Origin of the sequence: Halopiger djelfimassiliensis (assembly GCF_000455365.1) — an archaeon.
Taxonomy (GTDB): Archaea; Halobacteriota; Halobacteria; order Halobacteriales; family Natrialbaceae; genus Halopiger_B; species Halopiger_B djelfimassiliensis.
In genome coordinates this window covers 34,873-57,858 of sequence record NZ_HG315686.1, presented here as the reverse complement: position 1 = coordinate 57,858, position 22,986 = coordinate 34,873, and the positions used below count along the sequence as shown (strand labels likewise).

The 22,986-nt window shown below is 64.4% G+C and carries 22 protein-coding genes; 10 read left to right on the top strand and 12 right to left on the bottom strand.

Annotated elements, in window-relative coordinates; genetic code table 11:
- Positions 1 to 13: 13 nt before the first annotated feature.
- Entirely contained in the window at positions 14 to 787 is a 774-nt protein-coding gene (locus tag TX80_RS11435) for a superoxide dismutase (RefSeq protein ID WP_081661581.1), read from the bottom strand.
- A gap of 316 nt (positions 788 to 1,103) precedes the next feature.
- Here TX80_RS11435 and TX80_RS11430 point away from each other — a divergent pair, with 316 nt between their 5' ends.
- From TX80_RS11430 to TX80_RS11415, 4 genes are all read left to right on the top strand, one after another.
- Positions 1,104 to 1,967: a DUF7344 domain-containing protein gene (locus TX80_RS11430; protein WP_230198726.1), complete on the top strand. Its 864-nt coding sequence runs from the start codon at positions 1,104 to 1,106 to the stop codon at positions 1,965 to 1,967.
- A 385-nt stretch (positions 1,968 to 2,352) separates the two neighbouring features.
- Complete coding sequence (locus TX80_RS11425; RefSeq protein ID WP_049923273.1) at positions 2,353 to 3,192, top strand: MBL fold metallo-hydrolase; 840 nt, start codon at positions 2,353 to 2,355, stop codon at positions 3,190 to 3,192.
- Between the two features lie 56 nt (positions 3,193 to 3,248).
- Positions 3,249 to 5,186 (top strand): AAA family ATPase, encoded by a 1,938-nt coding sequence (locus TX80_RS11420; protein WP_049923272.1) that lies wholly within the window; start codon positions 3,249 to 3,251, stop codon positions 5,184 to 5,186.
- A 55-nt stretch (positions 5,187 to 5,241) separates the two neighbouring features.
- Complete coding sequence (locus tag TX80_RS11415; protein ID WP_049923271.1) at positions 5,242 to 6,168, top strand: hypothetical protein; 927 nt, start codon at positions 5,242 to 5,244, stop codon at positions 6,166 to 6,168.
- Positions 6,169 to 6,617: 449 nt separating this feature from the next.
- Here the strand turns inward: TX80_RS11415 and TX80_RS11410 are convergent, their stop codons facing one another.
- From TX80_RS11410 to TX80_RS11375, 7 genes are all read right to left on the bottom strand, one after another.
- Positions 6,618 to 7,652, bottom strand: coding sequence for a tyrosine-type recombinase/integrase (locus tag TX80_RS11410; protein ID WP_049923270.1), 1,035 nt, complete (start codon positions 7,650 to 7,652; stop codon positions 6,618 to 6,620).
- Positions 7,645 to 8,055, bottom strand: a complete 411-nt coding sequence (locus TX80_RS11405; protein ID WP_049923269.1) for a DUF5805 domain-containing protein — start codon at positions 8,053 to 8,055, stop codon at positions 7,645 to 7,647. The genes TX80_RS11410 and TX80_RS11405 overlap by 8 nt, the downstream gene beginning before the upstream one ends.
- A gap of 1,304 nt (positions 8,056 to 9,359) precedes the next feature.
- On the bottom strand, positions 9,360 to 9,593 hold the full coding sequence (locus TX80_RS11395; protein ID WP_049923267.1) for a hypothetical protein: 234 nt from the start codon (positions 9,591 to 9,593) through the stop codon (positions 9,360 to 9,362).
- A gap of 304 nt (positions 9,594 to 9,897) precedes the next feature.
- A complete protein-coding gene (locus TX80_RS11390) occupies positions 9,898 to 11,313 on the bottom strand; it encodes a class II fumarate hydratase (protein ID WP_049923266.1) in 1,416 nt (471 codons plus the stop codon).
- Positions 11,314 to 11,361: 48 nt separating this feature from the next.
- Positions 11,362 to 12,930, bottom strand: coding sequence for a PH domain-containing protein (locus TX80_RS11385; RefSeq protein ID WP_049923265.1), 1,569 nt, complete (start codon positions 12,928 to 12,930; stop codon positions 11,362 to 11,364).
- Position 12,931: 1 nt separating this feature from the next.
- On the bottom strand, positions 12,932 to 13,399 hold the full coding sequence (locus TX80_RS11380; RefSeq protein ID WP_049923264.1) for a PH domain-containing protein: 468 nt from the start codon (positions 13,397 to 13,399) through the stop codon (positions 12,932 to 12,934).
- Between the two features lie 53 nt (positions 13,400 to 13,452).
- On the bottom strand, positions 13,453 to 13,704 hold the full coding sequence (locus tag TX80_RS11375) for a BolA/IbaG family iron-sulfur metabolism protein (RefSeq protein WP_049923263.1): 252 nt from the start codon (positions 13,702 to 13,704) through the stop codon (positions 13,453 to 13,455).
- A 170-nt stretch (positions 13,705 to 13,874) separates the two neighbouring features.
- On the opposite strand from TX80_RS11375, the gene TX80_RS11370 reads away from it, so the two are divergent.
- From TX80_RS11370 to TX80_RS11360, 3 genes are all read left to right on the top strand, one after another.
- The gene (locus TX80_RS11370) at positions 13,875 to 14,369 is read left to right on the top strand and encodes a DUF7523 family protein (protein ID WP_049924054.1); all 495 of its coding nucleotides are present in this window, start codon (positions 13,875 to 13,877) and stop codon (positions 14,367 to 14,369) included.
- Positions 14,370 to 14,494: 125 nt separating this feature from the next.
- Positions 14,495 to 15,988: a cysteine--tRNA ligase gene (cysS, locus tag TX80_RS11365; RefSeq protein ID WP_049923262.1), complete on the top strand. Its 1,494-nt coding sequence runs from the start codon at positions 14,495 to 14,497 to the stop codon at positions 15,986 to 15,988.
- 288 nt (positions 15,989 to 16,276) lie between these two features.
- Positions 16,277 to 16,966 carry a DUF6517 family protein gene (locus TX80_RS11360; protein ID WP_049923261.1) on the top strand — a complete coding sequence of 230 codons (690 nt, stop codon included), beginning with the start codon at positions 16,277 to 16,279 and terminating at the stop codon, positions 16,964 to 16,966.
- On the opposite strand, the gene TX80_RS11355 is transcribed toward TX80_RS11360, so the two are convergent.
- The 4 genes from TX80_RS11355 to TX80_RS11340 all read right to left on the bottom strand — a co-directional run bounded on the left by TX80_RS11355 (position 16,963) and on the right by TX80_RS11340 (position 19,785).
- Complete coding sequence (locus tag TX80_RS11355; protein ID WP_049923260.1) at positions 16,963 to 17,988, bottom strand: presenilin family intramembrane aspartyl protease PSH; 1,026 nt, start codon at positions 17,986 to 17,988, stop codon at positions 16,963 to 16,965. The two genes, TX80_RS11360 and TX80_RS11355, sit on opposite strands and share 4 nt — an antisense overlap.
- Before the next feature lie 78 nt (positions 17,989 to 18,066).
- Positions 18,067 to 18,318 carry an H/ACA ribonucleoprotein complex subunit GAR1 gene (locus TX80_RS11350; protein ID WP_049923259.1) on the bottom strand — a complete coding sequence of 84 codons (252 nt, stop codon included), beginning with the start codon at positions 18,316 to 18,318 and terminating at the stop codon, positions 18,067 to 18,069.
- A gap of 5 nt (positions 18,319 to 18,323) precedes the next feature.
- Complete coding sequence (gene srp19, locus TX80_RS11345) at positions 18,324 to 18,605, bottom strand: signal recognition particle subunit SRP19 (protein WP_049923258.1); 282 nt, start codon at positions 18,603 to 18,605, stop codon at positions 18,324 to 18,326.
- 118 nt (positions 18,606 to 18,723) lie between these two features.
- Positions 18,724 to 19,785: a PGF-CTERM-anchored ABC transporter substrate-binding protein gene (locus TX80_RS11340; RefSeq protein WP_049924053.1), complete on the bottom strand. Its 1,062-nt coding sequence runs from the start codon at positions 19,783 to 19,785 to the stop codon at positions 18,724 to 18,726.
- A 60-nt stretch (positions 19,786 to 19,845) separates the two neighbouring features.
- Between TX80_RS11340 and btuC the strand changes: the two genes are divergently transcribed.
- The 3 genes from btuC (at position 19,846) to TX80_RS11325 (ending at position 22,936) form a co-directional block, all read left to right on the top strand.
- Positions 19,846 to 20,943 (top strand): vitamin B12 ABC transporter permease BtuC, encoded by a 1,098-nt coding sequence (gene btuC / locus TX80_RS11335; RefSeq protein WP_049923257.1) that lies wholly within the window; start codon positions 19,846 to 19,848, stop codon positions 20,941 to 20,943.
- Positions 20,940 to 22,220, top strand: coding sequence for an ATP-binding cassette domain-containing protein (locus TX80_RS11330; protein ID WP_049923256.1), 1,281 nt, complete (start codon positions 20,940 to 20,942; stop codon positions 22,218 to 22,220). Before btuC ends, TX80_RS11330 begins: the two co-directional genes overlap by 4 nt.
- Positions 22,221 to 22,399: 179 nt before the next feature.
- Positions 22,400 to 22,936: a cupredoxin domain-containing protein gene (locus TX80_RS11325; RefSeq protein ID WP_049923255.1), complete on the top strand. Its 537-nt coding sequence runs from the start codon at positions 22,400 to 22,402 to the stop codon at positions 22,934 to 22,936.
- Positions 22,937 to 22,986: the final 50 nt, after the last annotated feature.

Below are 22,986 nucleotides of genomic sequence, written 5' to 3'. Positions count from 1 at the left end.
GGGCCGGCGCGTCTCACACCGTCCCGCTCTCGAGGTCGATATCCGTTCTCGCTTCCGCAAGCGCCTCATAGCGGCGCTCGACGTCGTCCCAGTCGACGACGTGCCACCACTCCTCGACGTAGGCCTCGCGGTCGTTCTCGTACTGGAGGTAGTAGGCGTGTTCCCAGACGTCGAGCGTCAGGATCGGAACCGCGCGCTGGTGTGCGAGTTCGTTCTGGCCTTCGACCTGTCCGATCACCAACGTCTCGGCGAGCGGTTCGTAGAACAACATCGCCCAGCCGTCGCCCTCGACCGCGGTTGCAGTCGCCGTAAACTCGTCTCGGAAGGTTTCGAACGAGCCGAACTCCCGCCGGATGGCCGCCCCGAGGTCACCGCCGGGAGTCCCACCCCCGTCCGGACTCATGTTCTCCCAGAAAATCGTGTGATTGACGTGTCCGGACAGGTTGAACGAGAAATCGCGTTTCGCCGCCCGGATGTCCTCGAACGCACCGCCACGACGCATGGCCGCGAACGCTTCGAGGGCCTCGTTCGCGCTGTCGACGTACGACTGGTGGTGTTCGTCGTGGTGGAGTTCCATGATCCGTTCGTCGATGTGTGGCTCGAGTGCGTCGACGGCGTAGGGGAGTTCCGGAAGCCGGTATCTCGACTGCCGTGTGGTTTCGTCGCCGTGGTCGTCCGGCGTCGCTACCGTCGAAGTCGTTCCAAGCAGTGCCACGCCCGCTGTGCCGCCCAGGGCCTGCAGGATGCCACGCCGTTGAAGAGTCGCACCGAGGGACTCGTGGGACATGCAACCGTAATACCCGATGGTAACGTCCCTCAGCGTTCGCCCGGCAAGCGAAGGCGACGGAAATACTGGGCTACCGATCGAGACTCGAGAGCCGAACGCGAGTTACAGCGGCAATCGTTCGATGTGATCGACACTCGGCCGAGACTGAGTATCTGGGTTACCTTACAGACGCCACTCTATATCCGGAAACGAACACTACTATTCAGCATATCTTCGTATCTATTAGACGATATTCAATCGAATAGGGGTAAACAGACACTGATTCCAAAGCAGTTTGGAGGAGTGCTTTTGCCCGATACGCCCCGACCAGTAGTCGATGAGTAACCCAGACGGTAGCGGACGATCGACCGGCTCTCGAGGGAATTGCTTCCGGGCACTCGCGGACGCGACGCGGCGCGATATCGTCCGTATCGTCGACGAGCAGTCGCCGACGGGCATCGAGAAAGACGAGCTTGCGTTCAGGCTTGCAGCAGTAACCACCGATAACCGGCTCGCCGCCGTGACCGAAGACGACCATCGACGTGCGCGTCTCGAATGTCACCACGACGCGCTGCCAGCCCTGACCGACGCGGGGCTGCTCGAGGAAACGGATGACGGGGCGGTCGTCACGCGGGACCACTGGCTCTTCGACGATCCCGACACCCGGGCGCTTCTCGGGGACCGAACCGAGTACACGGACGACGAAATCGATGCGGTGTTCGAGGCGGTAGCCGACGCCCGACGACGGACGATCCTCTCCGTTCTCGGGAACCAGTATCATTCCCTCTCGGTCGAAACGCTGGCTCGAGACGTCGCGGCCCGCGAAGCGGGGGCGAACGAGCGGGACGTGTCGGCCGAGTCCGTCATGCAGGTCCAGTGTTCGCTCGTCCACGTGCATCTGCCGTGCTTGGCGGACGCCGGACTCGTCGACTACGACGCCGACGCGAACCGCGTCGCTTACGAGGGCCATCCGGCCCTGCGGATCGACTGGCTGGAGACCGACCGGTCACGTTCCGATTCGGGCGAGACGACCGCCAAGCGATCGGCCGACGGTGGGATGACGTCCGATGCGGGCACCCACGAGGTTCGGACGCTCGAGGGCCGAGAACCGATCGTCACCGCCGGGCAATCGCTCCGTGAACGGGCGGAAGACGAACTGTTCGTGTTGTTTACGACGACCGGGCTGCTCGAGGAGGGATAGTTCCGCCGGATCGAGAACGCACTCGATCGCGGCGTCGACATCTCGCTTGGCTCGTGCGATTCGCGGGTCCGTGCTGTCGTTCGAGACCGAACGCCGGCGGGCAACTGCTGGGAGCCGAAACTGAACCGGCTGCCCCTCCCACTCACCGGGACGTCGATCGGACGGCTCGTATTCGCGGATCGCAACGCGGTGTTGCTCGGGCTGCTCGAGGCCCCGAAGTCGGACGACCGGCAATACGAGGAAACGGCAATTCCGGGGACCGGAGCCGAAAACGGGCTCGTCGTCCTGTTTCGCCGGATGCTGGGATCGCGAGCCGAACACCGCGACGTCCGAAACGGGGCCCGAGACAACAACACTTACCCAGTCGGTCCTCCCACGCTGGCACATGATCCAGAGCGACTGGGGAGACTGGCTCGTTCGCGACGTCGAAGACGCCACACCCGACGGCGTGGCAGTCTGGTATCTCGGCTGTAACGGCTTCGTCGTGAAGGGTGCCGACGGAACGACGCTTTATATCGATCCGTACCTCGGGCTGGGCGATCCACCACGAACCGTCCGGATGATCCCCGTCCCGTTCGATCCCGCGGACGTCAGCGAGGCCGACGCCGTGCTCGCGACCCACGAGCACACCGATCACGTCCACGGGCCGAGTCAGGCCCCGATCCTCGCGAACACGGACGCGAACTTCTACGCACCCGACGACAGCCTCGCGGTTGCGCGCGAGGAGGAGGCATGGGCCGACGAGTGGGCCGTCGACGAGGACCAACTCGTCGCGGTCGAAGCGGGCGAGACACTCGATATCGGCGAGTTCACGGTGCACATCGAGGACGCCCACGATCCCGACGCGACCCATCCGGTGAGCTACGTCCTCGAGCACGAGGCCGGCACCGTCTTCCACGGCGGCGACACGAAGCCGACCGACGAGTTCGAACGGATCGGCGACGAGTACGACATCGATCTGGGGATTCTCGCGTTCGGGACCGTCGGTCGAATTCCGGACAAGGAAACCCGGGAGCCGAAACGCACCCGCTGGTACAACGACGAAAACCAGATCGTCGAGGCGGCCGCCGCCCTCGAACTCGAGCGGCTCCTGCCGAGCCACTGGGACATGTGGCGCGGGCTGACGTCCGATCCGAAGGTACTCCACCACCACACGAAGAGCTTCGAACATCCGCGGCGACTCGAGATCGTCGAGATCGGGGACCGGGTCGACCTCACGAAGTGACGGCCCCCTGATACCGGTCGTACCATTTATAGTAATGGTAAGATAACGTTGGCCGCATGAGTAGCACCGCCGACACGGACGACGTGATCGAGGTCAGTGCTGACGGGTTAACCGTCCGGAAGACGTTCGCGGCGGACGAGTTCCCCGTGCCCGCGATCCGCTTCGAAATCGAATCGGAGCGCGACGATCAGGTGGCGTTTCGCCTCTCCGAAGAGATTCCGGAATCGTTCCCGATGGACAAGGTCGGGTTCCACCCTGATTATCGCAGTGACGACTGGACCGCGTTCCAGGACAATCACGTCGAGTTTACCACCAGCCTCGATCCGGACGAACGGATCGTAACCGTCTACGGTATTCGAATCGACGACGAGAGCGACGTTGCGGAGTTTATGGTCGAACCGACGATCGTCGAAGTCAACTCCGAAGACGACGTCGGCTCGGGCGGCGCGGAGGTCGACGACGACGTCATCGGTAGCATCGTCTCCGAAGACCGCAACCAGGCCGTCAAGGACATGATCTCCGGCGACTCCGGATCGGTTCCGGGACTCGAGGACGAGGACGACGAGACGGCCGACGAGGAAGCAACCGGCGAGGACGCGGCCGACGCGGACGATGGCTCCGGGCTCGATCTCGATCTCGAAGACGTCGACACCGATCCGGTCGAAACGCCCGACGCCGAATCCGACGCGGACGACGAGGACGACGCGCCGGACATCGATCTCGGGTTCGAAGAGGAGGAGATTCCGGAACCCAACCCGGCCGCGGACACCGACGATCTCGATGCAGTGGCCGCGGACGAGACCGATATCGAACTCGATCTCGAGGGCGACGAGGACGCGGCGTCCGAAGCGACCCCGTCGGACCCGACCCCCGATGGGGAGGACCTCGACCTCGACCTCGAGAGCGGCGCAGCCGGCCTCGACGACGCCGACGACGAGTCCGACGAATCGGTCGAACCCAGCCCCGACGAGGATCTCGAGCTCGAACTCGACGACGCCGACGACGAGGACGCGCCGGAGTCGACCGCGGACTCCGAAACCGATGCTGTAGACGACGCCGACGAACCCGCGGAATCCGAACTCGGGACCGAGCCGGTGTCGGACACCGAGCCGGAACCGGAGCCGGACGACGGGGACCCGACTCCCCCGCCGTCGTCGCCCTCGAGTGATCGCCGGGACGCCGACTCGACAGCCGACGCGGATACCGAGCCGGAGCCGGAACCGGAACCGGAACCGACCGAACCCGTCGCCGAACCGGCCGAATCGTCCACACCCGAGTCGTCGGTGACGGCCGACTCCGAACCCGTCGCCGAACCGGACGGGACGCTCGTCGAACGACTCGCTGCCGAGGTCCGAGACGGAACCGTCGACGACGACGACCTCGAACTGCTTCGGGCCGAGTTGACCGATCAGGAGGCCACCGCCGCCGGGCCGAAACTCGCAAAGATCGATCATCTCCAGTCCCGCGTCGAGGAAGTCGCCGCCTACACCGACGCGCTCGAGGCGTTCCTCGGTGACAACGGCACCGGCGAACAACTCATCGAGGAGTTCCGAACCGAACTGTCCGCGTTCGAGGACGACCTCGAGTCGATGGACGACCGAATCGAGGGGACACAGGCCCGCGTCGACGACGTCGAAAGCGAGGTTGACACTCTCACCGAGTGGACGACCGATCTCGAGGACGATCTCGACCACGTCACGGACGAGGTCGACTCGCTCGGTGGTCGAACCGACGCCGTCGAGGACGACATCCGGGCGGTCGAAAGCGACGTCGACAGCGTCGAAACGACGGTCGACGGTCTCGAAGGGACTGTCACCGACGTCGACGAAACCGTCGAATCCCTCGAAACCGATCTGGAAGCCGTCGAAGCCGACGTCGAATCGGTCGAAAGCGACCTCGAATCAGTCGAATCCGATCTGGAGAGCGTCCGCGAAGAGGTGACGGACATCCAGGACTGGCGCGACCAGCTGGGATCGATGTTCTCGGATTCCTAACCGGCGCTTGCGGGAAACGCAACTCGTTTATCCGTCGCCGGCAGATGACCGTCCGATGGGCGAGACGATTCCGATCGCCGTTCCTCGCAAAGGCCGACCGCTCGAGTCGGTACTCGATCGACTCGCACGGCGGATCGACGTTCCGGAACTGGCCGACGACGTGACGTCGACGCTTCGCCACGAGAAAGCACTCACGAAAGGGTCACTCGAGCCCGACGAAGAGAACGTCTACCATCGTCTCGCCGACTACAGCACCATCGACGATCCGACCGCACCGGAGTATACGCTCGTCAGAGACACCCGAAGCGGAAAGCCGCGCCGAATCGTCTTCGACAGCGTTACGATTCCCCTCGATGATGTCGACGGCGTCGCCGACGATACCGAGGTGCAACTGGTCGGACGGGAGGAACCCTTCCGGGCGCTTCGAACCCACGAGTTCGCGCTCGGGTTCGACAGCGCGGACCTCGTACTCGAAGAGGTCGTCGAACTCCGACCGGAGCCGCTCAACCGGATCGCCGACGTCAACGCGCGGATCAACCCCGCCGATACCGACGTCAGCGTCGTGACCGGACTCGGAGATACGGTCTATCACACGCTGATGGCGACCCCCGATGTCACGTCGGCGGCCGAGTCCCTCGACCGGGAGTTTCTCGAGAGCTACGACGGGCCGCTGTGTATCGAGCCGCGGTACGAGCGGCTCGTTCAGGCCGTCCTCGGAACGCGCACGCTCGAGGGGATCGAGTTTCGATACCCCGAGGACGGGCGCGAGGAGGAGGCGGCCATCGCCGACACGGGGCTTGGCGTCTATCTGACGGTAACGGGCTCGACAGCCCGCGAACACGGCCTCCTGCTCGGCGAACAGTTGTTCCCGAGCGAGACGGTGTTGCTCGAGAGCACGCCGGAGGTCACCGATCCGATCGCCGACGTTCGAACGCTATTGAACGGCGGCGACCTCGAGACGGAGCTCGCGGTAGGGACGTAACGCTACGGGGACGCTGTAGGCAGGCCGCGTTCGATTTCTCCGGGCGGCAGGTTCCGAATCTTCGTTCCTCGGAGTCGGATTGTGGGAATACGCGAGAGCATTGCGGCACACGACACCGACAGTAACGGGGATCGCCGTGCCTGCCCACAACGGGAGGTCGTACCACTGCTCGAGTCGAGAGAATAACCAGTGAGAGCGGACGGCTTTTGTAACGCTTTTTCGCCGAGTGCAGGTCCTACTGCTGGATCCGACCGTAAGGCGTCCCCTTCGGACGCACAGTTGGATATATCATTATATGATTTATCCGTTCGGAAGGGACCACTGATAGTGAGTACGATGATAGTAAATACAACTAGCAACCCGGGTCGAAGACGGGAAGCGGCCCAACGGGATCAATCAGTCGTCGGTGTCCGAAACCCCACGAAGCGCTCGAGGGCGTTGCCGCTCAGCTACGTCAGGGAATAGATGTTCTCGAGGTAGGTCTCCCGAACGCGATCGCCCCAGTTGTGCGTGTAGGTATCGATCACGTCGCTGGCGACGTCACCCCGGAGATACTGGACGATCCCTCGATCTCCCGTTCGATCCCTGAGGTGCGTGGTGAAGAAGTGCCGAAAGTAGTGGGGCGTGACGTTCTCGGACGCGCCGCCGCCGGTACGATACCAGCCGCGAGCCCTCGCGTACTGTTCGACCACGTGATGGACCACGTTGGGGGTGAGTCGCTGCCCCCAGCTATCGGCCGTGCCGACGAACAACGGCTCCGTGGCCGCCCCTGACGGCGTTGAGCCGGGGATATCGGGCCGGACCGCGAGCCAGCGAACCAGCGCGGTCCGTAGCTCCTCGTCGATCGGAACGACGGTCTCGCGCTTTCGTTTGTTCGAGGCCGTCCGGCGTTCGCCCCCGGACTCCTGGCCGTACGTGTGCTCCGTGGAGATAAACAGCGAATCCGGACGTCCGGCGATGTGGGCCCGCGGTTGCCACGTTCCGGCCTCGTGATCGAGATGGAGGTCGATCAAATCGAGGTTACAGAGCTCCCCGGCCCTGATTCCGGTTTTCAACAGCGTGACGACGATCGCTCGGTGGAGCGGATGGCGGATTGCAGCGACGAACGATCGCATCTCCGAAAGCGTCACGTCGCGTCGCGTCGGGTTCGATTCGATCGATTCGTTCATCTCCTCGAGCACGACGGTCATGGGATTCTCGTCGGCGTGTCCCACCCGCTCGAGATAGCTGTAAAACCGGTTGAGATACGACGCATACGTCGCGACGGTGCTCTCGGAGTGCGTGGACCGAAGCTCGTGAATCCAGGCCATACAGTCCCGATAGCTCGCCTCCGGCGGCGCTTTATCGAACCGCTCGGCGAGGAAGGATTCGTAGTCCGTGAGCACCCGTTGATAGGCCGCTGCGGTCCGTTCGTTGCGGCCGTGGTGCTCGATGTCCTGCAGGAAGTACTCGACCGTGTTCGCCTGCTGGCGGCCCTCACTCATCGTCGGTCACCACGTAGCCCCCGTCTCGACCGCTGTACCGGACCTTGTTCTCGTCCTGCAACTGCTGTAGTGCCGCGTCGAGGTCGTCCTCGACATCGTCGATTAGCGCGTCGACGAGTTCGTCCCAGTTGTGGACGCCGTCGCGTTCGAGGACCTCGAGAATCCTGTCGGCAAAGCCGTCATCCCCGCCGGATGTCCCATCACCGTCCGCATCCGTCTCGCTCGGCTGGACTGGCGTGTCGTTCAAGGACGAGGGCAGTTCGAAATCGCTTCGGCCCGCCTGAACCATCGTCCGGACGAACTCGCTCTGGCTCATCTCGAGGTCGTCGGCGTGGTCCTTCCAGGCGTCCTTCTGGTATCGGGGAACGTACGTTTTCACGGCGACTCGCTCGTCGTCGGTCATACCCGCCACCACTCAGCCCGTACACTTCAATCTAACCCACATTCACAAATAAACATCCTTATTTGGGAGAGTAGCTCCTTGTTTGAAGGCAAAGAATTCAATTAGATGTGAGTATATCACCACCTATCGGCAGTGTGTGGTGCTAGATTAGAAAATAAACCACTCGGCGACTGGCTGGTGTGTGTTACTATCCCAATTCGGGCCGAGCGATGAACCCACGCTCACGACCAACCGTCGCCGACGGCGGCCGTCCACACCACGCCGATCCTCGAGAAAGCGGCAATATTTGAAGCGCGTTTTCAGTGCTCGAACCCTTGGGGTTGCGGCCCGAAGAGACGGGTCCTCGAAACGGCCAGCGATCGGAAATAGTGTGATTTGACTGTCACCCCAGCGGGTGGAAGTCCCAGTCCAAGGGAGTGGCTGTCCGGAATACACTGGTTCGACTGAGGGACGTTCGGACCTCGAAGTAGATTCACCCCACCGAAGAAAGTGGGGACGGTTCACGATCAAGGTGCTACCGATCGGACGGCTGGTCGTTCTACGATTCGATCGGGTCGGCGTTTCACCACTCGAGACGGCACCGGAACCGAAACGACTCGCCCGAAACGAGGCTCGTTACCGACGGATCCCCGTGTACCGGAGTCGGTTTCGGCCGGACAAGACACCGGCCCAGTTCGGCCGTATCCGGTCGAGAACCGGTCCATCGCTCGGACCAGCGTCCACTGGTTCGACCGGGAGGAGTCCGATTTACGAACCGATAGCGACGATTCAACGGCATCGAAGGATCGTCATACGATCCAACGACAGCGACACAGTTTTGCGACCGCGGAACGCCCGATTACGGGGTACGGCCGAAAACGGATCGTCGGATGGCAACAGGGCGGGTGAGAGACCGGCGCTTCGATACTTCGACCGGAACCAAGCGGGACAACGGGCCGTTCACAGGCCCCGTCTCGCCCGAGCGTCCGAAGGCGGAGCCGCTTTCCACACACGTCGGACGGGTTGCTCGAAGCGACCGAGACGATCCCGAAGGGACGATGTCCGTACACGCCAGCTAGCGCCAGTCCAGGAGGTGGGAGGCCAACTTGTTGTTTGGATACCGTCATTTGTGGCTTGCAGGCCGCGTCCGAGCACGGACTCATAAATTGCATATCGCTATACGCAATTGGGGACCCCACTACTGAGCTATCCGCTCCGTAATTCGTGCATCTCACGCGTTCTACAGCAGAGAAACGAGCAACCCGACGGGGTTCGAATCGGACGAACGCTCGGCCGTCTTCTCGGATCGATACTGAGACGCCGTGTCAGTGTGTCGCCGCGCGGACGTCTTCGACGCGATACAGGTCCTCTTGCAGTCCATCTCCGTCGCAGTCCTCGTCGGGACACTCGTAGTGCCAGCCGTCCTGTGTGGCGTCGGCCTCTCGGAATCGGTCACCACATACCTGGCAGAAGAGTTGTCCTTTCGTACACGTATCGCGGTGTAACTCGAGGTCGAGTTCGGTCTGGAAAGACTGGTTGCAGTTACGACAGGTGTGCATATTTCGTCTGACGCGAGCCTCCCACAAAACTGCTTGGGTTCTTTTATTACGCCGTAATCGGCGGTGATTCGGCCTCATTCGACGGATTTGGGGTCGATTGCTGCTGAAGAAAGAACGTCCGGAATTACAGTTTACTCATTCACGGGTACTTCGTTTTCTGTCAGTTGGGCTCGACACAGGCCCGTGTCGATACTCGTTTGGGCCGGGAAACTCGTTCCTCCAAGAAGTGATAGGTGAGCGGCCAGCGGGATGGCCGTCGCCGACGTGAACCGACTGCGATCGGCGGGTGACAACCGGTAAGTCGTCAGTCGTCCTGACCGAGGATGCCGCGTTCGGTCATCTTTTCGGGATCGAGCACCTCGTCGGCCTCTTCCTCGTCGAGGTAGCCCTTCTCGAGGACGACCTCCCGAACCGTCTTCCCCTCTTTGAGTGCGGTCTTGGCGACTTCGCTTGCCTTGTCGTAGCCGATGTGGACGTTCAGCGAGGTCGCAAGGGCCATCGACTGTTCGACCTGCTGTTCGCAGTGCTCACGGTTGGCCTCGAGCGGATCGACGAACCGATCGGCGAAAACCTGACTCGCGTTCGAGATCAGTTCCGCGGACTCGAGGAAGTTGTGCGCGAGCACGGGTTTGTAGAGGTTGAGATCGATCTGTCCCTCGGCAGCGCCGGCGGAGACGGCGGCGTCGTTGCCGACGACCTGTTTGTGGACCTGGTTGACCGCCTCGGCGACGACGGGGTTGATCTTGCCCGGCATGATCGAGGAGCCGGGCTGGTTTTCGGGCTGTTCGATCTCGCCGAGCCCGTTTCGCGGGCCGGACGCGAGCAGTCGCAGATCGTTCGCGATCTTGTTGAGCGAGCCAGCGACGACTCTGAGCGCACCGTGTGCCTCGGCCATGGCGTCGTGAGCGGCCTGTGCCTCGAAGTGGTTGTCGGCCTCGCGGAACTGGACGCCGGTCTCTTTGGTGATGTACTCGGCGGCGCGACCGGGGAACTCGGGATGGGTGTTCAGACCCGTCCCGGTCGCGGTCCCACCGAGGGCGAGTTCGGCGAGGTGTTCGCGGACCTTGTCGACACGGGAGAGTCCTTTCTCGATCTGCGTGCGGTAGCCGGAGAACTCCTGTCCGAGCGTAACCGGCGTCGCATCCTGCAGGTGCGTGCGGCCGGTCTTGACGACGTCGTCGAACGCCGCTTCCTTGTCCTCGAGCGACTCACGGAGGGTGTCGAGTGCAGGCGTGACGTCTTTCTCGACGGCTTCGAGGGCTGCAACGTGCATCGCGGTCGGGATGACGTCGTTTGACGACTGCCCGTAGTTGACGTGGTCGTTCGGGTGGACGACACGGTCTCCGATTTCGGCTCCCATGAGTTCGGCGGCGCGGTTTGCGATGACCTCGTTTGCGTTCATGTTCGAGGACGTACCGGAGCCGGTCTGGAAGATATCGACCGGGAACTGGTCGTCGTGTTCGCCCGCGATGACCTCGTCGGCAGCTTCGATGATCGCCTCCGCGATATCGTCTTCGAGCAGTCCGAGATCGCGGTTCGCCTGCGCGGCGGCTTTCTTGACGACGCCGAGCGCGCGGATGAACCGGCGACTGAACGTGATTCCCGAGATCGGGAAGTTCCCGATCGCACGCTGGGTCTGTGCGCCCCAGTACGCATCGGCCGGAACCTCCATTTCCCCGAGGCTGTCCTCCTCGATTCGGTAGTCGTCTTCGGCTCCCATACGCGGAGGCTCTCGGCCGGTCAGGTAAAATCCACCGAAAACCCCGGGTCAGGTAAAATCGACGGAGAGGCCGGTATCGTTCGCCCGCGATCGGTCCCGAAGTGCCGATTGAAGGCGTTTTCGCCCGGTCCCGTGGACATCCCGAGCGTCCTCGAGGTCGACGTCATGGATCGTCGGCGTCGCCCGGGAGAACGTCCGCGAACTCGCGGTATCGACGACCAGCGATGCCAGCCCGAGCCGGCGCTGGAAGATCGACCGCCGCGTCGAGACCGTCTGAATGCGGTAGTAGGGGACGACCGTCGTGCGCCGCCGCCAGAATCCACGACGGATCACGAGATGGTCCTCCCCGACGAAATACCCGAGATGGGCATACCGCAGGTGTGCCGCCGGCGGAACCGCCGCGAAGACGACCGCCGCGAGATACCAGCGCTCGAAGCCGATAACGAGAGAGACCGCGGCGGCGACCGCGACGACCCCGGCAGCGATCAACGAGTACCGGACCAGATAGCGCCGTCGGGCCACCGGCGACGGGCCGTTGAACTGCGGGGATTCGACACCCGTGAGGTTTTCAGTAAACGTCCGAACCCGCTCGCGCTCGGCCAGCGGGACGGCCGACTGGCTGCCGCCGTCGCCCTCGGGACCGTAGCCGGCGGTCTCGATCCAGAGCCCCGCGTATCCGAACAGTCGCTGGGCCGGATTGTCGGTGACGGTCACCGACTGTACCTTTTCGGCGGGGATGGAACCGCTGTAGCGCTGGATCAGTCCACGTTCGTAGACGAAGTCCTCGCCGACCCGCCCCAACTGAAACCCGTAGTAGGTAACGAACGTGTACGCGACGCTGAGAAGGTACGTGATAACGGCCCCGTAGAGCAGCGGGAGCAGCGCCAGTATCTCGAACCGCTGAATCATCCCGCCTCCCGAATCCGGGTCCATCACGAGGAAACCGACGAACAGGACTCCGGCGACGGCGGCGGGCTGAAACGAGGTAAACGCATACAGGAACAACTCCGTGGGCTCGAGGGCGAACAGCTGCCGTCGTCGAGGGGTCGGCGTCGGCTCGTCGTCGGGTTTCGGCGGGCGTTCGGCGGTCGAATCGGGGGAGTCGGCTATCGTCGACGCGCGGTCGTCGGTTTCGGAGTCCCCGGAAGCGTCGGCCGTCCGTCGTCTGTCTTTCAGTTCGGCGGTCCGCCGACGGATCCGTTCCTGAAGCCGTTTCGCTTCGCTCTCGCTGACGAAAGAGAGCGTCGCTTCGGTCTCGCCGCCACCGGCGGTCTCGATCGAGACGACGGCGAGGCCGAGGAGCCGCTGAACGACACCCTGTGCGATGTCGACGTTCTGGATCCGGCGGTACGGAATCTCGCGGGATCGCCGCGAGAGGACGCCCGATCGAACGTCGAACGTATCCGGCGTGATCCCGTACTCGAACCGATAGTAGTAGCCGACGCCGTAAGCAACGCCGACGACGAACCCGAGCGGCGCGAGTACGAACGTCCACGAGACGGAGACGAAATCGAAGATCCCGGCCAGAAACGTGGTGAAGAAAAACGGAACTGAGAGCCCGGTAACGCCGTGCTGAAGGGCCATTATGACCGCACTGAATGGGTGAAGCCGCTTCATGTTAGACGGCGTCGTCGGCCTCGCTTTCGATCGCGAGATCCCGGAGGGTATCCTGTAGCTCCCGTGCCCGAGCGGGCGGTAGCCCCGGAATTCGGACGTCCGCGTTCCGGGAACCAGCCGTGTAGACGACGACACTCGAGAGCCCGAGCGCGCGTTCGATCGGCCCGAACTGCGTATCGACGTGCTGGACGCGGACGAACGGGACGGCGGTCTCGACGAACGTAATCACGCCGCGCTCGAGGTATAGCGCGTCGGACTGGAGTTCGAACCGCCAGACCTGATAGAGCCGCACGGCATAGACGGCCCCGAGGACGAGTCCGAGGGCAACCACGCCGCCTTGGACAGCCGTCGGGACGGTAACGAAGTCGAGCCACTGGTCGACGGCCGCGATCGCGACGCCGAGAACGATCGCCACGATAGCGGCCTGTGCGACCCAGAGCAACCTGATCCGGGGATGAAGCGATTCCATACGGATATCCACACAGGCTGAAAGGAGAAACCTGTGGTTCCGGGCCGGTTGGATTACCGTTCGTCCTCGTACTCGTCGGGCGTGTACGTCGAGAGTTCGAGGGCGTGGATGTCGGTCGTCATGTGCTCATCGAGGGCGTCGTAGACCTGCTGGTGTTGCTGGACCAGCGACTGGCCCTCGAAGGCGGGCGAGACGACCGTCGCCGCCAGATGGTCGTCGTCGTGTTCATCGCGTGCGTGCGTGACCGTCGCTTCGGCGTCCTCGAGCTCCGATTCGATGAGCTCCTCGATGGCTGCGAGATCCATACCCGATCGGTGGAGTGCTCGAGGCAAAAACACCGTGGTCCGTGTCTCCGTCGCCGCCGTCACGCCGGAACTGTCTCGGACAAGTCGAAATAGCACCATCCCACGGGGCAGGCTCTTCCCGCAGTGGGATTTCGACAACTGTTATGTCGACGCGGCCCGCCCTCGAGGATATGTCACTGGCAGCCGAGACCCGTCGCGCCGTCGAGGCCCATCCCTTCCTCCGGATGGCGTTGCGTGCCGGCGTCGTCAACTACACCGCCGCCGCTCGGTTTCTCGATGTCGAGGGCGAAACCGACGCGATCGCGACGGCACTGCGACGCTACGCCGAGGACCTGCCGGACTACGCGGCCGAGTCGCGTGACGCCAGCGTCCGGATGGAAAGCGGGATCGGCCCGGTCGACGCCGGCGGCGACTGCGAGCCGCTGCTTACCGTCGGCGGGGCCGGGTTCGGTGACTGCGGCGGCGACCTGACAGCGATCGTTGCGGCGGGGACCGTCGACGCCGCCGCGCTCGCGACGACGCTCGAGCGACTCTCCGCCGCGGGACACTCACCGACCGCAGCGGCCGTCGCCGACGGGACGATGATCGTCATCGTGGACCGACTCGAGGGCGCAAACGCCCTCCGTGCGGTCGAGGACGCGCTCGCGGGCGTTCCGTCCGAGTGAGTGCCGGCGGCCGATCGCGGTTCTCGAATCGACGGGGCGTCGAGGATTACCGCTCACGGCCGCCGCAAGGCGGGAAACTGCGGCGATAACAGCGTTTAACTTCGGCCCGCGGATAGACGTGCGTAATGACCCTGCACGTGACGAATACGTTGACGGGCGAGAAAGAGCCGTTCGAGCCACAGGACCCCGAGAACGTGTTGCTGTACTACTGTGGCCTGACGGTCTCGGACCCGCCCCACCTGGGCCACGCCCGGTCGTGGGTTCACGTCGACGTCATGCACCGCTGGCTCGAGTATCTCGGCTACGACGTTCGTCACGTCGAGAACTTCACCGACGTCAACGAGAAGATCGTCGCCCGCGTCGGCGAGGACGACCTCGGTGCCGACGAGGCGGCGGTCGCGGAGACGTACATCGAGCGGACCCTCGCCGATATGCGCGCGCTCAATCTCCTGCGGGCGGAGGTCTACCCTCGCGTCTCCGAGCACGTTCCGGAGATCATCGACCTCGTCGAAACGCTCGTCGAAAAGGGGTACGCCTACGAGTCAAACGGCTCGGTCTACTTCGACGTGACCGCGTTCGACGAGTACGGCAAACTCTCGAATCAGGAACTCGAGGAGATCGAGTCTCAGGGGGAGCCCGACGAGCGCGCTGAAAAGCGCAATCCGGCCGACTTCGCGCTCTGGAAAGCCGGCGGCGTCGACGCCGACGCGGTCGAAGAGCACCGACACGAGGGCGTCGATCACGGCGGCGACCCGCCGGCGGGCCAGACATGGGAGTCGCCGTGGGGCGAGGGACGGCCCGGCTGGCACATCGAGTGCTCGGCGATGAGCATGACACATCTGGACGAGACGCTCGACATCCACGTCGGCGGACGCGATCTGGTCTTCCCCCACCACGAAAACGAGATCGCCCAGTCCGAGGCCGCGACCGACGAGGAGTTCGCGAAGTACTGGCTCCACTGCGAACTGTTCCAGATGGACGACGAAAAGATGTCCTCGAGTCTTGGCAACTTCGTCACCGTCGAGGACGCGGTCGAGCAGTGGGGGACGAACGTCCTGCGGACCTTCCTGACCGCCGGGTCCTACAACAGCAAACAGCTCTACTCCGACGAGACGATCGCCGAGGCCGAGGAGCGCTGGGAGCGCCTCGAGCGTGCCTACGAAACCGCCGTCAACGCGCTGGATTCGCCGGCCGCGCGGACGAAAGTCGAAGACGAAACGTTCCGCGCGGCCGTCGAAGACGCCCGCGAGGCGTTCGTCGAGGCGATGAACGACGACTTCAACACCCGAGAGGCCCAGTCCGCGCTGCTGTCGATCGCGAGCGAGGTCAACTCCCACGTCGACGCGAACGCCGAGTACGACTACCGGGGCCTCCGGGACGCCGTCGAGACCCTCGAGGAACTCGGCGACGTCCTCGGGCTGTCCTTTACCGGCGAGACGACCGGGTCGGCGGATCTCGCCGGCGACGTCGTCGAACTCGTCCTCGACGTCCGCGAACGGGAGCGTGCGGACGGCAACTACGAACGAGCCGACGAGTTGCGCGACGAACTCGAGACGCTCGGCATCGAGGTACAGGACACCGACGACGGACCGACGTACCGACTGCCGACGGACGGATAACACACGAACCGACGACGATAGCCTCGCTCGGTTGATCGGAAAGACTCCCTCCACAATTCCAATCTATACTTATATCCGAATCCTCTACAGAAACCATCATAATACAGTCATGGGTTCGTGAACGATGGGGTGGTGCTATCAGTAGAAGTCGGTAAGATCCACTATCTCTCGCGATACTTGGATTTGCAGCTGAGGGGACGCCCGGTAAACTCATGACGGAATGTGTGAATGTAGTCACGGCGTGAGGAGCGACAGGGTATTTATACGCCGATCGGTGGTTCAGGCGGTATGGACCGACGGTTGTTCGTTTCGACGGTTGCCGTCGGCGGCCTCAGCGCCTCGGCCGGTTGTCTCGGCGGGTACCTCGACGATCTCACGTCGTTCGCTGCGTCGCCGGCGGCCGTCGCCGAACCGGCCACGGACGAGGCCGGGTACGACTATCAGGGCACCGAACGGACGGTCGAGACGAAAGACGTGTTCGGCACCCGCGTCGAAGCGACGAACTACATCAGCGGCTACCATCGAACCATCGACGTGGCCCTCGGTCCGTTCGAAGACGAAACCGAATCCGGCGTCTTCGGCGTTATCACGACGCCGAAGGCGAGCCTCGGCGACGAACACTTCAATCCGGTCGGCGACATGACCCACGCCGAGATCGCCGAGCGCGTCCAGAGTCAGTACGACGAACTCGAGGTCGCAGACGAGGTGACACACCGGCGAACGGTCGACGCCTTCGGAGGGGCGATCACGGTCGATACGTTCGAAGCCGAAGCGTCGTTTCAGGGGGCGTTGGAGGTCGACGCCTTCGTCGACATTTCACAGCCCGATCACGACGGCGATCACGTCGTGGTCGTCGGTATCTATCCCGATCACCCGGGATTCCAGCGGGAAGCCGAAGCGGAACGGATCGACACCATGATCGCGGGGTTGAGACACGGATCGGACGTGGACGTGACGCTCGTCACCGGGGAATTCTAGAGGCCCAGTGCACTCACAACGGAGAGACCGCTCGCGACCGCACCGAGCAGATAGCCGCCGATCGCACCGCCGTTGAGCAGCGGCAGCCCCGCGTGTGCCCGCCCTTCGAGAACCATATACATGAGCACGATCAGTCCGGCGATCGTCCCGAGCAACGCACCCAGTGCCGGCAGGTTCACCGTGAGTATCGGAACCGAAAGCGTGCCGGCCTCGAGGAAAAAGGCCGCGCTCACGACCAGAATCGTCGGAATGACCGCGTCACCGAGGCCGATGAACAGGGCGTCCCGATCGAGGGAGCCGTCCTGTTCGTCGTCGGTTTCGGTCGCGTTCGAGGCGGAATCGGCGTTTGCGTTCGGATCCGACTGTCCGTCCCCATCGGTCGCGGTTTCGTCCTCGAGCGTGTCCGCCCCGCTGTTCGGGGCGAGATACGAGTACGAAAGCGTCGTCGGGACCACGAGCACGACGGGAATCTTGAGATCCATCACGCCCTCGGCGAGATCGAGCATGTGTTCGGTGCCGTACACGCTGATCGCGTCGTAGACGGCGAGCACGCCCAGCAACAGGATCGCCGGGAGAAGCCCGAAGCTGATCCCGAAGAGGGCGGCGGCCCCTGCCCCCATCAACACTCCCGTCCCGTCGATGACGTACCACTCGGGATACCACAGCAGCGCGGCCCCGACGCCGGCGGCGGCGAGGGCGGCGGCGGCGTTTACCCCACCGACCGTGAGGACGGATGGCACGAACTCCGAGAAGACGAACCACGCGAGCATCACGCTGACGCCGACGATGAGCGCGCGGATGAGCCACTGGAGGTCGTATTTGAACGCCGCGAGCATGAGCGCGGTCGCGACGAGGATGATCCCAAAGTAGATGATGCTGTTCGTCGGGTCGTCCGGGTTCTCGACGGCCTGCCGTTCCGATTCGTGGAACGGCTCGATCAGTGCAAGCGCACCGAGCTGCACGCCGAGAAACAGCAGTACTGTTAGCCCGACGGCGAGGAAAACCCGCGTCCGATCGTTCATAGCGCGCCGTTTGCACCCCGTTCCTATGGTGCTTTTGTTACCGCTCGAGAACCGTCCTCGCGTCGGCGTCGATCGAACCTACCGTGCGTACAGTGTCGCACCGACGAGCGACGGCAGGTGGACGTCGTCGTCCGGGGTCACCGCCAGATAGGGTTCGGCGACCGGGCCGAACACGTCCACGACCCGGCCGACCTCCTCGAGCGAATCGTCGAGGACGACGGTCCCGATCTCGTCGCGGTACCGATCGGTTCCGCGGTCGTCGTCCGGGGCGTCCGCCCGCAGGACTGCAAGGCCCTGTGCGGTGCGGACGACCCCGCCGATCCGACGCATCGGGCTCACTCGCGCATCGCGACGACGTACGCCGCGACGGCCTGGACGAGGTCGTTTTTCGTCGAGTCGTCGGCCCCGCGGACGACGACCCGGCCGCGGTCGGCCCAGTGCTCCCGGGAGTAGGCTTTGTCCCGCTCGATCGTGGCGTCGTAGCCGATCTGCTGGACTGCCTTTGCGATCTCGTCGACCGTCGGTTCCTCGACCGCCAGATCCTCGGACACGCGTCGGCCCTCCGACCGCGAGAGGCTCGCGTCGAGATAGGCGGGCCAGATGACGTTCTCGACCATGCGCTTTCCTGGGAGGTCAGGCGAGTAAACGCTTTTCAAAGCGAGACGATCAGCCGAAACGAGGGACTGGAGTCGAGTCGAACGTCGCGTAGAACCGTTGCCGGCGGCCGAGTTCGGGTTATCGCCGCCGTGCGACGAACCCGACGGCCAGCAGGGCGACGACGGCGGCGGGGACCCCGAATCCGGGGATCGCGTTCTCGCCACCTTCGGCGTCGCCCCGCTCGTCGCCGGCGTCGGTCGTCTCGAGGTCCGCACTGGCCTGCTCGTAGGCATCGGGGTGGATCGTCTCGACGATTTCGACGACGGCGGAGACGACCTGCGGCGCGGGCTGGCTGATCCGGTTCGCGTCGACCGCGAGGACGTTATCGTCCCGATAGGCTGTCGTCGCCTCGACCGAAGCCGGAATCGGCGGTTCGTCCCTGTGGTCCGGGTAGATGATCCAGTCTGGGTTCTCGTCGACGACCGTTTCGGGGTTGAGCTGCTCCCATGAGGAGATGCCCGCCCGCTCGGCGACGTTCTCGACGCCGGCGGTCGTCAGGACCTCGTGGATGAACGTCTCGGTACCGGCCGTCTGCCCGTCGTCACCCATCGCGTAGTACGCCAGCGGTCGGTCCTCGCCCTCGAGCGCCCGTTCGACGATCCCGAGTTGCTCGTCCATCCAGTCGATCGTTTCGGCGGCCCCGTCGCACTCGTCGGTGAGCCGACCGGTCGTCGCTACGTTTTCGCGGACGTCCGCGAGCGACTCGGCGTCCGCGAAGTGATAGACGGTGAGTCCGGCACTACGAAGCTGGTCGATGGTCCCGTCCCGCGTTACGTTGGCGGCCAACACGAGATCCGGATCGAGGTCGACCACCCGCTCGGAGAGCACCTCGTAGCCATCGGTCACGGCAGTTCGATCGCCGCTCTCGAGACCGCTCGTCGCCGGGTTGTCGGGCATGCCGACGAGACGGTCCTCGGCACCGATCTCGAACATCGTCTGGGCGTCGCTCGGCTGGAGCGCCACGACCGACTCGGGTGCCTCCTCGAGCGTGATCGTCTCGCCCGTGGCGTCGGTCACCTCGAGCGGGAACGCACACTCGACGGTCGATCCGGGCTCGTCGTCCGACTGGGCAGTTGCGACGGGAGCGAACGACGAAACGACGAGCAACGCTGCCAGAAGGACGGAAACGTGTCTTCGCATCGGGTTGACCTCCACCGTACGTCAACAAATATTTGCCTACTGCAAGCTAGGTTGGCGTGTATGTACCGGCCGGCCCGGACGGCGGCGTGGTCGGCGGGGTTGCTCGTCGTACTGCTCGCCGTCGTTCTCACAAGCGCCGCACTCGGCCCGGTCAGGATCGACCTCGCGACCGTCGCGATGGCGACGCTGAACGCGATCGTCGTTCCCGCCGGCGTGACCGTCTCGAGTGCGTCGGTTCCAGTGCTCGGTGTCGCCGTTCCGGTGCCCGCGCTCGAGTACGCACCGGTCTTTTCGTTCGACGTCCCCGAGACCAGACAGGCCATCGTCGCGGACATCAGATTGCCGCGGATCGCGCTGGCGGCGACGGTCGGGTTCGCGCTGGCCGCCGCGGGAACGGTCATGCAGGGGTTCTTTCGGAACCCGCTCGCCGATCCGTCGATCATCGGCGTCTCCTCGGGTGCCGCCGCCGGTGCGGTCGCCGCGATCGCGTTTCCCGCGCTGGTCCCGTTCGGAAGCCTGCAACTCTCCGCGTTCGTCGGCGCGCTGGCGACGGCGTTTCTCGTCTACGCGATCGCGACCGAGGGGGGCCGAACGCCGGTCGCAACGCTGTTGCTCGCCGGCGTCGCCGTCCAGGCCTTTCTCGGCGCGATGATCTCGTATATGCTCGTCCACAGCGGCGACTCGCTCAGGGAGGCCGTCTTCTGGCTGATGGGCCATCTCAACGACAGCCAGTGGAGCGACGTCCGGTTCGCGTTGCCGATCGCACTCGGCGGCGTGCTCGTCCTCTGTGCGTTTACACGTGATCTGAACGTCCTGTTGCTCGGGGAGGAGGACGCTCACCACCTCGGCGTCGAAGTCGAACGGACCAAACTCCTTCTGCTCGCGCTTGCGAGCGTCGTCACCGCCGCCGGGGTCGCGGTCGCGGGCGTTATCGGCTTCGTCGGCCTCGTCGTCCCGCATATCATGCGGCTGGTCGTCGGACCCGACCACCGAATCCTGTTGCCGACCAGCGCGATCGCCGGGGCGTCGTTTCTGGTCGTGACCGATACGATCGCTCGGATCGGCCCGGCGGTCGTCCCGGTCGGCATCGTGACGGCGGCGTTCGGAGCCCCGTTTTTCCTGTTCCTGCTCGTCCGCCGGGAGGTGCACTCGCTGTGACGGGGGCCGATCGGCCCGACGACGACCGCAGGTCAGCACCCGACGCCGAGCCGTCGGCCCCCGAACCGGCGACGATCACCGTCGACGACCTCTCGCTGTCGTTCGGGGACCTCTCGGTGCTCGAGGGCGTTTCACTGACCGTCAAGGCCGGCGAGTTCGTCGGCCTCGTCGGTCCCAACGGGGCCGGGAAAACGACGCTGTTACGGGCAATCAGCGGCGCGCTCGATCCGGATTCGGGTACCGTCGAGGTCGACGGCGTGGAGATCCACGGGGTCTCGTCGCGGACCTCGAGTCGGCTCGTGGCGACCGTGCCACAGGACACGACGCTGTCGTTTTCCTTCCCCGTCCGCGACGTCGTGGAGATGGGTCGCCACCCCCATCGGTCGCGGTTCTCCTCGCCGACGGCGGCCGACCGGGCCGCAGTCGAGTCGGCCCTCGAGCGAACCCGGACGGCCGATCTGGCCGACCGGCCGATCGACGAGGTAAGCGGCGGCCAGCGACAGCGGGTCGTGCTCGCTCGCGCCATCGCACAGGAGACGCCCGTCCTAGTGCTCGACGAGCCGACCGCGAACCTCGACGTCAACCACCAGATCGGAACGCTCGAGCTAGTCCGCCGGCTGGTCGACGAGGGGAAGACGGTCGTGGCGGCGATCCACGACCTCGAGCTTGCCGCCCGGTACTGCGATCGGCTGGCGTTGCTCGCCGACGGGTCGATCGATCGGTCGGGACCGCCGTCGACGGTGATGACGGGGGAGGCGCTCGCCGATGCCTTCGGCGCGAACGCGGTCGTGCTGGCGAACCCGGTCACGGGGACCGAGACGGTGACCGCGCTCGGAGACGGCCGCGAGACGGACCGGCTTCCGAACAGGGTTCACGTTTTCGGCACGGGGAGCGCCGCCGTTGGCGTCGTTGCTCGACTCGAGGCAGCCGGAATCGAACCCACTCTCGGGCCGGTTCCGGACGGGGGGATGGCGGCCGAAACCGCTGGCTCGCTCGGCGTCGATGCGCTCGCAGTCGAGCCGTTCGAACCGCTCTCCGCCGGGGCACGGACGACAGCCGAACGATTGGTTCGCAAAGCCGACGTGGCCGTCTGTGTCGACCGCGACGGAGTCGGCGGAACGATACTCGAGCGGGTCGACGAGTCAACGGCGCTCGAAACGACGCCGGAGACGGTGCCCGAGGTGACACCGGAGACGGTACTCGACACGGTCGGCAACGCGGTCGAGAGCCGGTCACAGCCGACGACGGTCGGCTCGACGGGGGAACGACGCGGTTGAAAACATCACTTCGCGACGGCTCGAAGCGCTCGAGTGGGCGTAATAGTCCGCTACGGAAACCGCGAATCGATTCCATTCGGGGGTAGCGACTGGGGCCAGCCGGTTCGGCTCTCAATGTCAGTCTGGGGCGAGAAACGAACGTTCGTGTTTTTCTTCGACCGGTGCCTCGAGCGAGTCGTATGAACGAACCCGGACACACTCGGCGAACGGCGATGAAACGTGTCGGTGCGATAGCCGCGACTGCCGGGATCGCAGGCACTGCAGGCGCTCAAGGTGACGACGGAGACGGAACCCACCACGATGACGGGCATCACAACGAGCACCACGGGTCCGACGGGAGTGAGACCGATGGCTCCGGAACAGCGGGTGACGGCGACCGCCTGTCGATCATCCTCGCCGGTCGAACCGAGTACTGGTACGGCATCGCGCCGGCGGAGATCGAAGGCGAGGAGAATCCGCCGTTGAACCTCGAGGCCGGCCGGGAGTACGAACTCGTCTGGATCAACGTCGACGGCGCGGAACACGAACTGATCGTCGAGTCGGCGGACGGCGAGGAACTCGAGGAGTCCGACTCGTCGGAGACGGCGGGAGAGGCCGTTTCGATGACCTTCGAGGCGAGCGAGGACGCGGCCGAGTACTACTGCGAGTATCATCCGGAGACGATGCGCGGCGACGTCGTGTTCGAGGGTGGGTTCGACCTGTCGATGGACGACTAGCCGGACGCCTGCGTCCGAACCCGGACTGGACGGTTTTTTACCCCTCCGCC

Excerpts from the sequence above, each read along its gene's own strand:
- TX80_RS11435 (WP_081661581.1), bottom strand. The coding sequence starts at position 787 with ATGTCCCACGAGTCCCTCGGTGCGACTCTTCAACGGCGTGGCATCCTG.
- TX80_RS11430 (WP_230198726.1), top strand. The coding sequence starts at position 1,104 with ATGAGTAACCCAGACGGTAGCGGACGATCGACCGGCTCTCGAGGGAAT.
- TX80_RS11425 (WP_049923273.1), top strand. The coding sequence starts at position 2,353 with ATGATCCAGAGCGACTGGGGAGACTGGCTCGTTCGCGACGTCGAAGAC.
- TX80_RS11420 (WP_049923272.1), top strand. The coding sequence starts at position 3,249 with ATGAGTAGCACCGCCGACACGGACGACGTGATCGAGGTCAGTGCTGAC.
- TX80_RS11415 (WP_049923271.1), top strand. The coding sequence starts at position 5,242 with ATGGGCGAGACGATTCCGATCGCCGTTCCTCGCAAAGGCCGACCGCTC.
- TX80_RS11410 (WP_049923270.1), bottom strand. The coding sequence starts at position 7,652 with ATGAGTGAGGGCCGCCAGCAGGCGAACACGGTCGAGTACTTCCTGCAG.
- TX80_RS11405 (WP_049923269.1), bottom strand. The coding sequence starts at position 8,055 with ATGACCGACGACGAGCGAGTCGCCGTGAAAACGTACGTTCCCCGATAC.
- TX80_RS11395 (WP_049923267.1), bottom strand. The coding sequence starts at position 9,593 with ATGCACACCTGTCGTAACTGCAACCAGTCTTTCCAGACCGAACTCGAC.
- TX80_RS11390 (WP_049923266.1), bottom strand. The coding sequence starts at position 11,313 with ATGGGAGCCGAAGACGACTACCGAATCGAGGAGGACAGCCTCGGGGAA.
- TX80_RS11385 (WP_049923265.1), bottom strand. The coding sequence starts at position 12,930 with ATGAAGCGGCTTCACCCATTCAGTGCGGTCATAATGGCCCTTCAGCAC.
- TX80_RS11380 (WP_049923264.1), bottom strand. The coding sequence starts at position 13,399 with ATGGAATCGCTTCATCCCCGGATCAGGTTGCTCTGGGTCGCACAGGCC.
- TX80_RS11375 (WP_049923263.1), bottom strand. The coding sequence starts at position 13,704 with ATGGATCTCGCAGCCATCGAGGAGCTCATCGAATCGGAGCTCGAGGAC.
- TX80_RS11370 (WP_049924054.1), top strand. The coding sequence starts at position 13,875 with ATGTCACTGGCAGCCGAGACCCGTCGCGCCGTCGAGGCCCATCCCTTC.
- cysS (WP_049923262.1), top strand. The coding sequence starts at position 14,495 with ATGACCCTGCACGTGACGAATACGTTGACGGGCGAGAAAGAGCCGTTC.
- TX80_RS11360 (WP_049923261.1), top strand. The coding sequence starts at position 16,277 with ATGGACCGACGGTTGTTCGTTTCGACGGTTGCCGTCGGCGGCCTCAGC.
- TX80_RS11355 (WP_049923260.1), bottom strand. The coding sequence starts at position 17,988 with ATGAACGATCGGACGCGGGTTTTCCTCGCCGTCGGGCTAACAGTACTG.
- TX80_RS11350 (WP_049923259.1), bottom strand. The coding sequence starts at position 18,318 with ATGCGTCGGATCGGCGGGGTCGTCCGCACCGCACAGGGCCTTGCAGTC.
- srp19 (WP_049923258.1), bottom strand. The coding sequence starts at position 18,605 with ATGGTCGAGAACGTCATCTGGCCCGCCTATCTCGACGCGAGCCTCTCG.
- TX80_RS11340 (WP_049924053.1), bottom strand. The coding sequence starts at position 19,785 with ATGCGAAGACACGTTTCCGTCCTTCTGGCAGCGTTGCTCGTCGTTTCG.
- btuC (WP_049923257.1), top strand. The coding sequence starts at position 19,846 with ATGTACCGGCCGGCCCGGACGGCGGCGTGGTCGGCGGGGTTGCTCGTC.
- TX80_RS11325 (WP_049923255.1), top strand. The coding sequence starts at position 22,400 with ATGAACGAACCCGGACACACTCGGCGAACGGCGATGAAACGTGTCGGT.